The 14,750-nt window shown below is 64.0% G+C and carries 13 protein-coding genes; 8 read left to right on the forward strand and 5 right to left on the reverse strand.

Annotated elements, in window-relative coordinates; genetic code table 11:
• The 7 genes from U9J39_RS12245 to U9J39_RS12275 all read left to right on the forward strand — a co-directional run bounded on the left by U9J39_RS12245 (nt 1) and on the right by U9J39_RS12275 (nt 8,540).
• Nucleotides 1-2,994, forward strand: a complete 2,994-nt coding sequence (locus U9J39_RS12245) for a phospholipase D-like domain-containing protein (protein ID WP_326347144.1) — start codon at nt 1-3, stop codon at nt 2,992-2,994.
• A 16-nt stretch (nt 2,995-3,010) separates the two neighbouring features.
• Nucleotides 3,011-4,417: a T6SS immunity protein Tli4 family protein gene (locus tag U9J39_RS12250; RefSeq protein ID WP_326347145.1), complete on the forward strand. Its 1,407-nt coding sequence runs from the start codon at nt 3,011-3,013 to the stop codon at nt 4,415-4,417.
• Between the two features lie 99 nt (nt 4,418-4,516).
• Nucleotides 4,517-5,125, forward strand: coding sequence for a TetR/AcrR family transcriptional regulator (locus U9J39_RS12255; protein WP_116314309.1), 609 nt, complete (start codon nt 4,517-4,519; stop codon nt 5,123-5,125).
• 210 nt (nt 5,126-5,335) lie between these two features.
• Nucleotides 5,336-6,514, forward strand: a complete 1,179-nt coding sequence (locus U9J39_RS12260; protein WP_326347146.1) for a YbfB/YjiJ family MFS transporter — start codon at nt 5,336-5,338, stop codon at nt 6,512-6,514.
• Between the two features lie 87 nt (nt 6,515-6,601).
• Nucleotides 6,602-7,717 carry an NADH:flavin oxidoreductase/NADH oxidase gene (locus U9J39_RS12265; protein WP_115713411.1) on the forward strand — a complete coding sequence of 372 codons (1,116 nt, stop codon included), beginning with the start codon at nt 6,602-6,604 and terminating at the stop codon, nt 7,715-7,717.
• Between the two features lie 26 nt (nt 7,718-7,743).
• A complete protein-coding gene (locus U9J39_RS12270) occupies nt 7,744-8,166 on the forward strand; it encodes a VOC family protein (RefSeq protein WP_115713410.1) in 423 nt (140 codons plus the stop codon).
• A 206-nt stretch (nt 8,167-8,372) separates the two neighbouring features.
• The gene (locus tag U9J39_RS12275) at nt 8,373-8,540 is read left to right on the forward strand and encodes a hypothetical protein (protein WP_167330465.1); all 168 of its coding nucleotides are present in this window, start codon (nt 8,373-8,375) and stop codon (nt 8,538-8,540) included.
• Nucleotides 8,541-8,575: 35 nt separating this feature from the next.
• Here U9J39_RS12275 and U9J39_RS12280 read toward each other — a convergent pair whose 3' ends face one another.
• The 3 genes from U9J39_RS12280 to U9J39_RS12290 form a co-directional block, all read right to left on the reverse strand.
• Nucleotides 8,576-10,414, reverse strand: coding sequence for an ATP-binding response regulator (locus U9J39_RS12280; RefSeq protein WP_326347147.1), 1,839 nt, complete (start codon nt 10,412-10,414; stop codon nt 8,576-8,578).
• Nucleotides 10,411-11,043 carry a response regulator transcription factor gene (locus U9J39_RS12285; RefSeq protein ID WP_326347148.1) on the reverse strand — a complete coding sequence of 211 codons (633 nt, stop codon included), beginning with the start codon at nt 11,041-11,043 and terminating at the stop codon, nt 10,411-10,413. The genes U9J39_RS12280 and U9J39_RS12285 overlap by 4 nt, the downstream gene beginning before the upstream one ends.
• Before the next feature lie 312 nt (nt 11,044-11,355).
• The gene (locus U9J39_RS12290) at nt 11,356-12,720 is read right to left on the reverse strand and encodes a hypothetical protein (protein WP_326347149.1); all 1,365 of its coding nucleotides are present in this window, start codon (nt 12,718-12,720) and stop codon (nt 11,356-11,358) included.
• Between the two features lie 22 nt (nt 12,721-12,742).
• Between U9J39_RS12290 and U9J39_RS12295 the strand changes: the two genes are divergently transcribed.
• Nucleotides 12,743-13,081, forward strand: coding sequence for a hypothetical protein (locus U9J39_RS12295; RefSeq protein WP_326347150.1), 339 nt, complete (start codon nt 12,743-12,745; stop codon nt 13,079-13,081).
• Between the two features lie 86 nt (nt 13,082-13,167).
• On the opposite strand, the gene U9J39_RS12300 is transcribed toward U9J39_RS12295, so the two are convergent.
• Together U9J39_RS12300 and U9J39_RS12305 are read right to left on the reverse strand one after the other, a co-directional pair.
• Nucleotides 13,168-13,812: an AraC family transcriptional regulator gene (locus U9J39_RS12300; protein ID WP_326347151.1), complete on the reverse strand. Its 645-nt coding sequence runs from the start codon at nt 13,810-13,812 to the stop codon at nt 13,168-13,170.
• A gap of 118 nt (nt 13,813-13,930) precedes the next feature.
• Complete coding sequence (locus tag U9J39_RS12305; RefSeq protein ID WP_326347152.1) at nt 13,931-14,647, reverse strand: Crp/Fnr family transcriptional regulator; 717 nt, start codon at nt 14,645-14,647, stop codon at nt 13,931-13,933.
• Between the last annotated feature and the right edge of the window lie 103 nt (nt 14,648-14,750).

The following is a 14,750-nucleotide window of genomic DNA, read 5'->3' on the forward strand; positions in this document are numbered from 1 at the left end:
ATGGGTGCGCCAGACAAGCAGGTGTATCAGATCCTTGGTGAAGACCAGAAGGCCGCAAAGACGGCGACGTCTGCGCCCGGCTGCTTCGTGCACGGCAAGGACGTATTCTCCGAGCCCGTGAAGGGCAACGCGGTGCAGTTCTTTGTCACGGGGACAGAGTACTTCGACAACGTTGCCAAGGCGATAGAAGGCGCGCAGTCGAGCGTGTTTATCACCGGCTGGCAAGTGAATTTCGATGTCGTGCTGACCGGCAAGAAGACGCTCTGGACATGCCTTCGTACCGCCGTCCGAAACGGGGCCAGCGTTTATGTCATGCCCTGGATGTCTCCCAAGGTCGGCGTCGACACAGGAGACCTGGAGACCGCGCTAACGGTGATTCAGCTCAACGCCGGGCTGCCCGCTCCGCGAGCCTTCGTCCTGCCGGCTGTATCGCAATGCGATCAACCCGGTGCATTGGGCATTGCCTTCTCGCATCACCAGAAGCTGGTGGTCATCGATAACAAGTCTGCGTATGTGGGCGGCATCGACCTTGCTTACGGCAGGCGGGATGATGGCAAGTATTCGCTTAAGGCAGACGGGCGGCAGGGCAGCGAGTTCTATAACAGTTGCGTACCACCGATTCATAGCCTCAGCAGCGTAGAACAAACGGCATACCTGACACGCGCCGAACTGGTGGCGGCTTGTTTCGATAACAAGGCGGGTCGTGCGGCGCAATTCTTTCTATCCGCACCAATGAAGCCGCTGGCTGGTGCGATGGACGTGTATTCCGCGGCGAGCGATAAAGTCAAGGACGTCAACAAGCAGATCTCTGACTGGTGGGTGACCAGCGACGTCGTGCCGGAATTCGTGCGAAAGGCCCAGGACAAAGTCATCGACGCCGCACAGGAAACCGTAGCCAGTGCAAGCAAGTGGGCCCACCAGCAGCTGGGAACGACCCTTCAGACCAAGGTCGAAAAATTGCGCGAGTACGGCGGCGCGCAAATAGCGGACGCCACCACCGCGCTGATGGCGTGGCTGAACGGCGCCACGCTGGACAGCTTGCCGCCCAGCCTCCTGCAAAATACAGCCGATACGATCCAGGCCTTTGTCATGCGCCTGGTACTCGCCCTGCAGGCGGAAGGCAGCCAGCGCAAGCAGTGCTATGCGAACCTGGAAAAACTAGGAAAACTCTTGCCGGCCGGCGGAAAGTGCCCCGACAGCAGTGTGCAGCCTCGCATGCCATGGCATGACGTGCATTGCAGAATCGAAGGACCATCGGTGTATGACCTGAGCCGCAATTTCGTACGGCGCTGGAATGGCGTGGCGCTGCAGTATGAGCGCAGCGATGGCAAGACGGTCGACGCGCTGCTGCGGCAACTCGGCATCGCGGCCCGTCTCAAGGCCCCCCGCATCGGGGCTGCACACCGGCCTGTCCGATCCAAGACCCAGCCAGGGTCATGCTGGGTCCAGGTCCTCCGAAGCGCCCCGAAGAAGATGCGGGTGGCCGAGGCTGCCGGAGAGGCGGAAAAGACTACGCCGAGCATTGCGGAAAGCAGCTGCCTGAGCGCAATGCTGAAGAACATCGAGGGCGCGTCGCATTTTATTTACATCGAGGGTCAGTTTTTTCAGTCCGATTATGGGAGCACCATGATCGGAAACGAGGAAGCGGGCGGCGGTGCCCCGGCCTCAGGACCGATGCATGCGTTGATGGACGTCAAAGGGTCGCCGGGATATCAAAAATATGCCGCGCAACTCGGCATACTTGGTGTGCCGCCCGGACAGATCTATAAGTCCCTCAAATGGAGCCAGATCGACGACGTGCAGCGGGACATCAGGGGAGGCGGCGCCGACTTTGTCAATGACCTGAAGCGGGTCATGGCCACGCAAGCGCAAATCGCAGGATTCAGTGCCCTGGGACCGTCTCAAAAGTCCCTGAAGAATCCGATTTGCAAGGCGTTGGGTGACCGGATTACACGGGCCATCTACGACGGCAAGCCGTTCCATGTCTACATGGTGTTGCCTGTACATCCCGAGGGGACACTTGACACGATCAACATCATGACGCAACAGCATCTGACGATGCAGTCGCTGGTGTTTGGCAGCCATAGTCTGGTGAATAGGATTCGGCGTGCGCTGTTGGCGATGAAGTATGTGCGTGAGCGGAAGATGGAGGTGAAGAGGGCGAGGGATTCTGCGGAAAGCGCCGCTCCGGACGAGCTCGATAGAAATATCCTTCAGGCAGATTGGGAGCAATACCTTACGCTGCTCAACTTACGAAACTGGGACGTAGTAGGTGGACGGCCCATTACGGAGCAAATCTACGTACACAGTAAGTTACTGATTGTTGATGATCGCGTCGTGGTAATTGGAAGTGCAAATATTAATGATCGTAGTCAGTTGGGTGATAGAGATTCGGAGCTTGCAGTAGTCATTCACGATGACAAACCGATGTCGGTTAGATTGAATGGTAAAAATTTTCAATCTGTCGGAACCTTTCCATACAACTTGCGAAAGGAATTATGGAAAAAGCATTTTGGCTTACTTGGCGGTGCATCGCCAGCGGCAAATCTCGGTAATTCCGTCGTGCTAGACGGGCCCAGTGACCCCGCTACTTGGCAGGCAATCAAGCAAGTTGCATCACTGAATGCGAGGGCCTATGAAAAAGCTTTTTCATTTGTCCCAAAAGTGAGCGCACCTACGTCAATTTGGCCCAGTTGGCATGCGAGTCAGCATAAATTAGGTGGTTATATGCCATTTAATGAGCGTTTTTGGCGTAGCCCACAGCCGCGCGACGAAGGTTTTACGTGGGATGCCAATAAGCTGCTACCTGAGAAAAATCCAGTCGGGATTCTTGGCTTCATTACTGCGTTTCCCATCTTGTGGACGTTGGGGGAGAATAACGACTCCAAGATGAACTTGACTACACTGGCTAATGTTGAGCCAAAAGTGGAAATTGATAAGACGCAGCAAACGGCAGCGCTATCTTCGCCAGGTTCAGAAAGAGTCAGTGTATAAACACGGAGATTTATTGGTGAGAAATAGAATTTTCATGGGTAGATCACGTTTTGTAGCCATTTTAAGCGCTGCAGTGACATTGAGCGCCTGCGGACAGCAGGGGCAAGCGGAAGAAGCGGAAACCACGTTCGGTGCAAACGGTTCCGGCAATCGTGTGGAAACTCCCGATCCCAGTAATAATGATAAACTGGCAGCAATATCTTTGGGATATGTCAGCTCTGAAAATAACCGAGTGGAGTGCTTTGGGCGATTGATGTTCGATGTGCCGGGTGGTATGCCATTTGATTGGGCGATTCCTTATAAGGCGAGTAATCAAGATACTTTCGATAACCTAATCCAGTACTTTGAAAATGGAACTGGAAAGGGGCGTATCGAAATAGAGACTAAAGAATTGCTCACCACCTTCGCTATCTACGGCCCAGTAACACAGGAGTTGCGCGAAAAATTTCTAGGCTATAGAGCACGTATGAATGCGGCGTCGTTGAGTGGCTTGTTAAGCGCACTCAAGCAACAAAAGAAGACCGAGGACATGTACAAAGAGCGGCCGGAACTTCTCGGTCCTGGTATTAAAGAGCATGTTGCGGAGGAGCGAGCAAGGCTTGAGAAAGACGTTGCTGAAATTAAAGCCGATCGCTACCAAAAAGCGATCGACCTTGGAAGGGAAAATAGCATGGCACTGCGTCACGATCAGCGTCGTGGAGGAGCTTCTTACCTGCGCGGTGCCATCGTATTAGGCAACCATTTGGTCGCCTTTGAGTCGATGCTGAAAGGAGATATCCCGCAGTTCGAAGAGCCAAGCGAGGTTCAATGGCAAGTCGCCGAGAACGCCCTTCGCAAACTAGTCGGTCAACTTCAACCTCGCAATCTCTACGAGATTCCCAAGGATCGCGGATTTTGCCTGCCCTATGCGTTCCTGCGCGACGATGGCACCTATGGCAACAAGATCTCCACTTCCTTTCGCTTTGGTGACAGCCCCGCTGTCATCTACACGCTCAGCGTTGCCGCGATTCCTGGCGGTGGAGCATCGGAGACGACGATATTGAACGCGACCGGTCGCTCGGCGACCGGATTGCTGAGCAAGTTGCCTGAAAACACAACAGTGAAGCAGCGCCTGGGTCCTCGTCCCGCAAAGATTGGGGCACTGACCTCAGAGCAGGGAGGAATCGTGGTGGAAGCAAAGCGTCCGGGCCAGCCATCGCGGGAGGGCTATCACGTGTACACCGGATACGCCGGCTGGGCGGGTTCGCAAATCTTGCCGACCATCGAGGTGGTGATGGAGTCGGCAGCCCGTGCTTCCTACCCGAAACTGACGAAGGACGCACCACCTTACGAGCAAGCCCGCCCGCGTTTGGATGCCTTGCTCAAGAGCATCCGCTTGCGGCCCACGACACCGCCAATGCCAGAACTAGTTGGGATCCAATAGCGGGGAAGCAGGGCCCTTCCGTGCCCGAGGGGTCCTTGCGTTTTGTATCGATCGCTCTATAATCTCATTCCATAGCGAGCGATACAAAACCCACGACCCATGCCTCGTCCCCGCAAATTCAACGAACAGGCCGCCCTCACGGCGGCCCTGGACGCTTTCTGGGCCCGCGGCTACCAAGCCACATCCACCCGTGACCTGACCAGCGTCATGGGCATGACCCAGCCCAGCCTGTACAACGCCTTTGGTGACAAGCGTTCGCTGTTCCTGGCGGCGTTGGATGGTTATCTCGACGGTACGGTGCGGGAACGCATGGCGAGGCTGGAGGCGGCGTTGTCCCCTGCCGCCGCCATCACGGCTTATTTCTCTGAAAGCATCGAGCGATCACTTGGCGATCCGCTGCACCGTGGCTGCCTGCTGGTGAACACGGCGCTTGAGGTGACGCCCGACGCCCCGGACGTGCAACAGACCGTGGCGAGTGCCTTCGAGGAAATTCGTGATTTCTTCCGTCGCCAGTTTACCGCCGCCCAGCAGGCCGGCGAGGTGGACGTGGCTCTCTCCGCAGACGAGGTTTCCGCGCAATTGCTGGCCGTCCTGCTCGGCATGCGCGTGCTGGCGCGCGCTGCGCCGGAGCGCGAATTGCTGGAGGGCGGTGTACGGCCGACGCTGGCATTGCTGGGGTTGCCGCCGTTAGGTACCGGCACCGGCTGATCTCTGCCGGCATTTTCCTGATTTTTCTTCCGTAGACACCTTGCACGCGGCCCGGCCGTGTGCGGGTGAGCTGCATCCCTTTTCCGGCCCCATGCACGGGGGGCGGTGGCCCCGTCTTGCCTGCCGCAAGGCAAGCGGTTACTGGAGAACATCATGTCTCGCCCTGTCTCTGCGCCGCAGCAGTGCGCCATACCCGCAGCACCGCTCAGCATGCGCGACCTTTACGCGGCCTTTGCCGGTCTTTGTGCCAGCCTGGTGGCGATCGGTCTTGCGCGATTCGCCTATACCGCGCTGGTGCCTCCGCTGATCCAGGCGCACTGGTTTCCCGCGGCGCAGACAGTGGCGCTGGGCGCGGCGAATTTTGCGGGCTATCTCGCAGGGGCCTTGCTGGGTCGGCCGCTGGTGTCGGTCTGGTCGAACCGGGCGGTATTGCGCGGGTTGATGGTAGCGGCGACGGTGGCGTTCTTTGCCTGCGCGTGGCCGGTGTCGGTGGCCTGGTTTTTTGCGTGGCGTTTTCTTTCGGGGCTGGCGGGCGGCGGCATCATGGTGCTGGTGGCGACGTCGATCTTGCCGCATGTCCCGGCGCCGCGGCGCGGCCTGGTGATGGGGACAATTTTTCTCGGGCTGGGCCTGGGTATCGCGGCCTCCGGCACGCTGGTGCCGCATCTGCTGCAGTTTGGCCTGCGTGAGACGTGGCTGGGATTGGGGGCGTTGTCCCTGGCACTGACGGCGTTGAGCTGGTTCGGCTGGCCAGGCCAGTTGCCCAGTGCCCCGGCGAGCGCGGGCACTGCGACAAGCGCTTCGGCTGCGATCTTGCCGGAAGCCCGCCGCAAGCTGCGGTGGCTTTACGCCCAGTACGCGATCAATGCCTTCGGGCTGGTGCCCACGATGCTGCTGCTGGTGGACCTGGTGGCACGCGGGCTCGGCCGCGGCAGCAGCGTGGGCGCGTCTTACTGGGTGCTGTATGGCATCGGCGCGATTGCGGGGCCGCTGGTCTGCGGCTTTGCCGGCGACCGGATCGGCTTCCGGGCGGCTTACCGCGGCGCGCTGCTGCTGCAGGGGCTGGCCACGGCGGTGCTGGCGCTTTCCGGTCATCCGGTGGCGATCGGCGTGGCGGCGGTGGTTCTCGGTGCGTTTACGCCGGGTATTGCCCCGCTGGGACTTGGTGCCATCCAGGAAACGCTCCCGCACGACCCGGTCGCGCAGCGCGTGGCGTGGAGCCATGCGACCAGCGCCTTTGCGCTGTTCCAGGCGCTGGCGGGGTATGGCTATGCGTGGATGTTCGCGCATTCCCGGGAGAACTACGCGCTGATCTTTGGCTGCGGAGCGGTGGCAGTGGCGCTGGCGCTCGTGTTGGGATGGGTTGCGCAGCGCCCTGCGCGAGCGTGAGCCGCTGCCTGCAGCCACGCCGGCATCGGCCTAGAATCAGAGTTCCTGTCCGCAACGGCAACAAGATTCCCGCTAGGAGCACAACGCATGAGCCAACTGTTCGAGCCGCTAGCCATTGGCGGCCTGACCCTTGCCAACCGCATCACGATCGCGCCGATGTGCCAGTATTCCGCGCACGACGGCAATGCGGGCGACTGGCACATGATCCACCTGGGTTCGCTGGCGCTGTCGGGCGCGGGCATGCTGATCGTCGAGGCCACGGCGGTGTCTGCGGAAGGGCGCATCACGCCGTATGACCTGGGCCTGTATTCGGACGACAACGAGGCGGCACTGGGCCGCGTGGTCAACGCGATGCGCGCGCATTCCCCGATCGCCATCGCGATCCAGCTGGGGCATGCCGGCCGCAAGGCGTCGAGCCAGGCGCCGTGGGACGGCGGTCAGCAGATTGCCCCGGACGCGCCCTTGGGCTGGCATGCGGTGGCGCCTTCGGCGGTGCCGCATGGCGCAGCGGAAGCCGCGCCGGTGGCGCTGGACCGCGCGGGGATGGACAAGGTGCGCGATGACTTTGTCGCCGCGGCAAGGCGCGCAGCGCGGCTGGGGCTGGATGGCATCGAGATCCACGCCGCGCATGGCTATCTGCTGCATCAGTTCCTGTCGCCGCTGGCCAACCACCGTGACGATGAATACGGCGGCAGCCTGGAGAACCGGATGCGCTTCCCGATTGAAGTGTTCGACGCCGTGCGCGAGGCGTTTCCGGCGCAGCGGCCAGTATGGATGCGCATCTCGGCAACCGACTGGGTGCCGGGCGGATGGGATATCGAAGGCACAGTCGCCTTGTCGAAGGTGCTGAAGGCGCGCGGTTGCGCGGCGATCCACGTGACCACCGGTGGGGTCTCGCCGCAGCAGGCGATCAAGCTCGGGCCCGGATACCAGGTGCCCTACGCGCAGCGGGTGAAGGCGGAGGTGGGACTGCCGACCATTGCAGTCGGCCTCATCACCGAGCCGGAGCAGGCCGAAGCCATCATCGCCAATCAGGAAGCCGACGCGGTATCGCTGGCCCGTGCCATGCTGTATGACCCCCGCTGGCCCTGGCATGCCGCCGCGCGGCTGGGTGCGAGCGTGCAGGCGCCGAAGCAATACTGGCGTTCGCAGCCGCGCGAACTGAAAGACCTGTTCGCCGGCGCGGCGTTTGGGCAGCGCTAGGCAATCGATGATAGTGGAGGACCGCCATGAAACCGAGGATTACGCTGATTACGCTGGGTGTCGATGACTTGCAGCGTGCGGTGCGCTTTTATCGCGACGGGCTCGGCCTGCCCACCGCGGGCATTGTCGGCGAGCAGTTCGAGCACGGCGCGGTGGCGTTCTTTGACCTGCAGGCCGGCCTCAAGCTGGCGCTCTGGCCGCGCGCCAGCCTGGCGCATGATGCCGGACTGCAGGTAACGCCGCGCGCGCTGAGCGATGTCGCGCTGGCCCATAACGTCGCCGACAAGGCCGAAGTCGATGCGGTGATGGCGCAGGCACTGGGCGCGGGTGCCAGCGTGGTCAAGCCGGCACAGGACACCTTCTGGGGCGGATACGCCGGCTACTTCCACGATCCGGACGGGCATCTGTGGGAAATTGCATGGAACCCCGAGATGCTGCCGGCCGATTGAGCCGAGCTGCCCGCTGCTGGTGCAGCGCCGCAGAGGGATTTCCATAATTGCCACGCGCCGCCGAAGTGCGGACTATCCTTGCAACAGACAGCCATAGCATGCTGTCAACGGAGCGCCCCCACGCAGTTCCGCAATACCCCACGCATCCCGCCCCGTTGGCAGCCCACCGAAGTAAAGCAATAAGAACAATGGCAAGGGAGACGTCCATGCAAGTCTATGACAGCCTGCTGTATGTGACTGCGATGGTGCTGGTGTGTTTGTATGTGTATCTGGGCATACTGTCCCGCAGCACGGCGATCAGGCTCGGCTCGCCGGCGATCGTGGCGGGACTGGTGCTGGCCTATTCGCTGTCGCCGTTGCATTCGGGCGGTTGATGGCCTTGGCCCCGGCGTGACCGGGGCGTCGTTCACTACGTCACCGCCGCCTGGCGGTCCGCTGCGCCTCTGCCCTGTGCCGGGAATTCCCGCAGCAGGGTGTCGATGGCCGCCTGCAATTCCTGTGGGACCACCGGCTTGTGCAGCAATGCCGTGCCGGTCGCGTGCGCGGTGCGCAGGCGGTCGGCCGCAGTATCCCCCGTAATGATGATGGCCGGCACGTGCCGGCCCAGCCGCTGCCGGATCGCGTCCAGCGCCTGCTGGCCGGTACGGTGTCCGCGCAGGCGGTAGTCGGCCAGAACCAGCCCCGGTGTGAACCCGGCCAGCGACGCCAGCGCCTGTTCTTCGGATTCGACTGTGCGGCACTCGCAGCGCCAGGCCGACAGCAGCTCGGACATCGCGCTGCGGATGGCCTCGTCATCATCGATCACCAGCACACGGAGCCCATCGAGCGCGCGCGCTGCCGGCACCAGCGGGCTCTCTTCCGGCGGTTCCCATGCCTGCCGCAGGCTGAAGCGAAACACGGAGCCGCGCCCCGGGCTGGACGCGAGGGTCACGCGCGTCTGCATCGTCCGCGCCAGTCCTTCGACAATGGCCAGCCCCAGCCCGAGCCCCTTGCGCTGGTCACGCTCGGGATTGCCCAGTTGATGGAATTCCCGAAAGATGTCGCGGTGCTGTGCGGCGGGGATACCGATGCCGGTGTCCCAGACTTCGATGGTGGCCAGCACGCCGCGCTGGCGGCAAGCCACCAGCACGCCGCCTTGCTGCGTGTAGCGGATGGCATTGGCAATCAGGTTGCGCAGCACCAGTTCGACCAGCGTGGGGTCGCCATGCAGTGTGACGGTGGTATCCCGCGTGCGATACACCAGCCCGCGCGCCTCGGCCTGCGGTGCGAACTCGTTCTCCAGCTTGTGCAGCAGGGGCTGGAGTCGGAACGCGCGCGCGCGCGGGGTGATCACGCCGGCCTCGAGCTTGGAGAAGTCCAGCAGCGAGTTCAGCATCTCGCGCGCGGCCCCGGAAGACGCTTCGATATGCGCCAGCAACTGGCGCTGGCGTTCATCCAGCCAGGTGCGGCCCAGCGATACCAGGAATAGCCCCATCGCGTGCAGCGGCTGGCGCAGGTCATGGCTGGCGGAGGCCAGGAATACCGATTTGGCGCGGCTGGCGTCCTCGGCCGCGTGCTGCGCGGCCTCGGCGCGCGCGGTCTGTTCGCGCAGCTGCGAGATCAGTTCCACGTTCTCGAAGCGCAGCGCAATCGATTGCCGCGCCACACGCGCATAGTTGCGCGCGAAGACCAGCAGCACGCACAGGTACAGCGGCGTGCCGAGGAACATCGGCAAGTATTCGATATCGCCGGTGGCCAGGAAGGTGATCCATACCGGTACGATCGCCGGCACGAAGAAACCGATCGCCACCGGCAGGCATGCCGAGAATACCGCGAGCGCGGCAGCGCTCATCCCGGCGATCAGCGACAGGATGCAGATCACCACCGCCGGCATGCGCACGTCCAGGTATAGCCACGCCACCAGTCCCCACAGCGCGCCGATCAGCACCAGCATGGCGGTCATGCCGCGCGCATAGCGCGGGGCGCCGGCCTCGGTCAGCCGCCCGGGCAAGCGCAGCCGTCCAAAGTAGGCCACGGCGCAAACCAGTACCATCGCGCCCGCCCAGGGCAGGGCACCGGGGCGGTCCCCGTTCAGGGTCAGGCCGACCGCCAGGATGAGGGCTGCCAGCGAACAGCCTGCCATCGCGCAGCCGAAGCTCTGGTCGATCAGGTTCATCTGCGCCGCGAGCAGGCGCGGCGCATCGTAGCGGGGCAGCCAGCGCAGCGGGCTGCGCGCGGGGGCGGCCGGGTCGTTCGTCTCCACCGTCATCGCACCGCCTGTACCAGGCCGCGCCGCTGGGCTTCGAGGATGGCTTCAACGCGGCTGACCACGCCGAGATGATTGAGAATGGCCGCCACATGGACGCGCACGGTGTTCTCGGACAGGCCCATATGGTAGGCAATGACCTTGTTCGAGCGGCCGAGCGTCAGCTGATGCAGCACCTCCAGCTGGCGCGGTGTGAGCGTGCTCGCCGCGTAGGCTTGCTGGGGCGGTGCCGCGGCATCGGCCTCGCCGGAAAAATGGGTGCCGCCGGCCAGGCAGCACGCGATCGCCTCCTCGATCTCGCGTGCGTCGGCGGACTTGGGCAGGAACCCCGAAATCTCGCGCCGTACTTCCGGCGGGATGGTTTCCAGCCCCGAAGTGCCCGAGACGATCAGGATGCGCGCCGCCGGGAAATGCCGGCGCAACACCTTGACGCCCTCGATGCCGTTCAGGCCCGGCATCTGGATATCGAGCAGCATGATGTCGAGCGCCGCGCCGCCGTGGTCCTGCACCGCCTGCATGACCGAACCGGCCTCGAAGATATGCGCCACGCTCGGGCTGTCAGCCAGCACCAGGCGCAGGCCGGTGCGGAACAAGGTATGGTCGTCGATCAGCAGCAGGCGGGCGTGGGGCATTGAACGGAGGGGGCGGAGGAGCGATCCATTGAACAAGAATCGCGGGCGCTTGTCCATGCAACCAGTGTGGGGGCGCAACTAGTCCGGAAAGATTATTGGCGCGCGGGAAACCCGGTGCAAAGATGCGAGCGTGGGCAGTTCCGCGACGTGCCCGCACCACTTTTGTTACCCACTACCACCCGGCTGTGGGTATTTTTTTTGAGCGCGCCACGCCAGGTGCCGGTGTAAAAGAAAAAAGCCGGCACCGCATGGCGGCACCGGCTTTACCAGGCCCGGGCATAACACGCCCGGGCCGGCGCCCCGCGGGGCAAGTTACGGGCGATTCACAGAGATATCGTAGAACGATCCGTTCACGGCGATTCCCAGGCCCAGGCCGGTATTGCCCGGAACCAGCGAGATCATCTCGGAAGCGTTGCTGCTGGCGGCACGATAGCGCAGGCCGTTGGCCGGGCTGTTCACCTTCCAGCTGTCCAGGCGGCCGTCTTCCACGCGCTTGCGCGTGTAGCTGCCGGTCTGCGCATCCACCACAGTCACGACGGTCGACCACGTGCCGGCGTTTTGCAGCGTGGGCACCAGGCCGCCAAGCATGACCGTGTCCCAGTACGAATTGGTCGCACCCACCACCGGCAGGGGACGTACCACCTGCTTGGCGGCGAACATGAAGCCATCGTCGTGGGTGATGACGACCGTCACCTGGCCGTCGGTGCCCTTGAATGCATAGGCCAGCTGCGAGCCGAAGCTGTCGGTGATCCTGAAACTGCCGTCGGCGTTGGCGCTGAGCGTCGGCAGTTCTTCCGGCAGCCATGCCTCGCAGGTGTTCACGCCGGAGCAGTCGGCACCCTTGGTCAGCTTGCCCGCGGCATCGATGCTGAAGGTGACGCGGCGCGATGCGTAGGGGGTCCCGCCGTGGTCCCGCTCCATGCCGAGACCGTTCCAGTCGCCTGCCAGGTCAGCCAGGGCAACGGCCTGTGCGGGCAGCAGCAGGGTGGGCAGATCGCTCATCGGGCCTGCGGGCGGCACTGCCAGTGCGATGCCCGACTTGGCCACCATGACGGTATTGGTGGTCCCGTTCGTGCCCGGCACGGTGAAGCGGCAGTTGTCGTTGGCAACGGCGGTGAAGGGGACGCTCTCGTTGCCGACCTGCAGCTTGAGCGCGGCCGCGTCGAGGTCGCCGGCTTCCGCTGCCGCGGAGCCCAGTCCGATCACATGGTATTTGCCCGTCTTCAGCCCGGCGCAGCTCGACGCCGCCGGCTGCAGCGCGGTCTGGACCGCCGCGGCGTCGGCATTGGCAGCCACCGCGGAGGACAACTCACCCAGCGTGGTCTGCGACGCTTCCAGGCGATCGCCCAGCTGGTCCAGCAGCTTGTCCTGGGCATTGCCGGCGTTGGCGCCGTTGGCGGCCACCAGCGGATCCTTGAGCGGGTCGACGCTGGTCAGGTCCACCACGCCGGTCAGCACCAGGCGCACCGCTTCTGTGGCGCTGGTCAGGTTGCCGGAGGTCAGCTTGGCCTGCGCGGTGGCGTCGAACTGGTCGAAGAAGGCCGTGGTGCTGCCCTGCGCCAGCGATGCGGTTACCAGTTCGGTCAGCGGGGTGATGTTGGCCACGGCGGTGGTGCCGGTGCCGGCCTCGACCACTGAATGCAGCGTGGTGCCGTCAGGCGTCTTGACGCTGAGCACGCATGGGCGCGTGGCGCCACCGATGCTGAGCGTGAAGGTTCCGTCCGCGGCGGTAGTGGCCGTGCCGCTGCCCGTTGCGCATTTGGCCTGGACCGTGGCACCGCCCAACGCCGCGCCCACGGCTGCGGTGCCGGTGATCTTTGTAGCGGCGGGTGCCGTGGTCGTGGAGTCTCCTCCGCCGCCTCCGCAGGCCGTCAGTACGGCCGCCGCCAGACCCGTCAAAAACAGATGTTTTGTTTTCATCCCTGTATTGATTTCTGTGGTTTTTGTTATGGCAGGGCGCTGCGTGATGGAGCACTGGCTCATGCTGGACCCCGCCCACGGGGCGGCTTACCCGCCCCGCGGGCGCGATTTTCCGTGAGGTGCCTGATGGCGGCCAACCCGCGTTGAGGTGATTGACAAACCACGCGCGGCGTGGCGGGCGGCTTGCCGCCAAGGAAGGACCAATCAGGCAGCCGCCCGTACCAGCCCCGGCCAGGTTGCCGTGGGCGCGAGCGTGCGGCCGCCAGCGCCGCAATCTTCGAGCAGCCGCATGGCGTCGATGCCGAACCAGTCGTGCCAGGCGCGCGCCAGCGCGTTGGCTGAACGCAGGCCCGCATGCGTGGCCAGCTGGTCCAGCGCGGGCACCAGGCCGCCGGCGCTGGCCAGCGCGTGCAGCGCATGCGCGGCGCGTTGCTCGCGCAGCAGCGGATGCAGCGCCTCGCCTTCGGCAAAGAGGCGCGCGCGCACCAGGCGCGCTGGCACTTGCCATTGCGCCGCCAGGCGCTCGGCGTTCCAGTCGGTGTCGGGGCGGGAAAAGACCAGGCCGGCGAACTGGCGCGACCACGGGCGTTCGGCGGGCTTGCCGGCCAGGCGCGGACAGTCGCTGTCCGGCACGGCGGTCAGGACGACGGCGCAGGGTTGCTGCCAGGTGCCAGGCAGGTCGCAATCGAAGTGGGCGAAGGCGTGCACCACGAACGGATCGCCGGGCCGCACTTCGCGCCGCGCGTTGGCATCGCGCAGGCTGGCGGTGCCGTGCAGGGCTTGCACATGGACGGCAAAGGGAAAGCGCAGGCGGGCAAAGCGGACGTGGTGACGGCTGACAAGCGGCATGCGGAAAACGACCCGGAAGCTGGCGGCGGTGCGGCGGGTAACTGTCGCAGGATTCCGCGGGCGGCGCAAGCCGCGGACAGCGGTTTAAGGCCGGCCCGGCCCCTGGTTGGCGGCCGCGTTACAGGTCAGACATCCCGAAGTGGCGCAGCCGTGGCAGGTCGGTCACGCGGATGCTTTGGTACGACAGGTGCACCATGCCCGCATCGGCCAGCCGGCGCAGCGCCTGGTTGACGCGCTGGCGCGAGAGCCCGGTGAGCAGGCCGATCTCTTCCTGCGACAGCTCCAGGACCGGGCTGGTGCGCGGATACAGGTCCGGATGGAACAGCTGGGCGATGGCCTGCGCCACGCGCGCATCGGCACCCAGCAGGCGGTCGTTCTGCACGGTGGCGATGAACTGGCCCATGCGTTCGTTGAGCTGGCGCACGACAAAGCTGGCGAATGGCAGGCTCTGCGCCAGCAATGTGTTGAAGACCGGCTCGGGCATCAGCAGCACCTGCGAGTCGCGGATCGCGATCACGTCATAGCGGCGGTCTTCGCGCTTGATCACGCTGCCTTCGCCGCACCAGCCGCCGGCCGGCACGCCAGAGAAGGTGCAACCACGGCCATCCGGCGTGTACACCGCCAGCTTGATCAGGCCGCTGTCGACGCCGATCCAGTGGCGCGAAGGCTCGCCGCGCCGGGCGATGAAGCAGCCCGCGGCAAAGGACTGCAGCAGGGTTTCGCGCGCGGCAAGGGCTTGGTGTGCCGCGGCCAGTTCGCCGAACCAGGCATGGCCGGCGAGCACCGCGGCGGGCGCCGGGGCGGGGAGGGAAGTGGGGTGTGCGGGTTCGCTCATGGCACGGACGGGCGGGCTGCGCCGCATCCTGTAAGAATCGTGTAAGCCTTGCCTGGCGCGGGTTTGCGGCAGCTTTGTCGTCTCGACGACAGTGCGCCGGCGT

Source organism: Cupriavidus sp. SS-3 (assembly GCF_035818815.1).
Lineage (GTDB): Bacteria > Pseudomonadota > Gammaproteobacteria > Burkholderiales > Burkholderiaceae > Cupriavidus > Cupriavidus taiwanensis_C.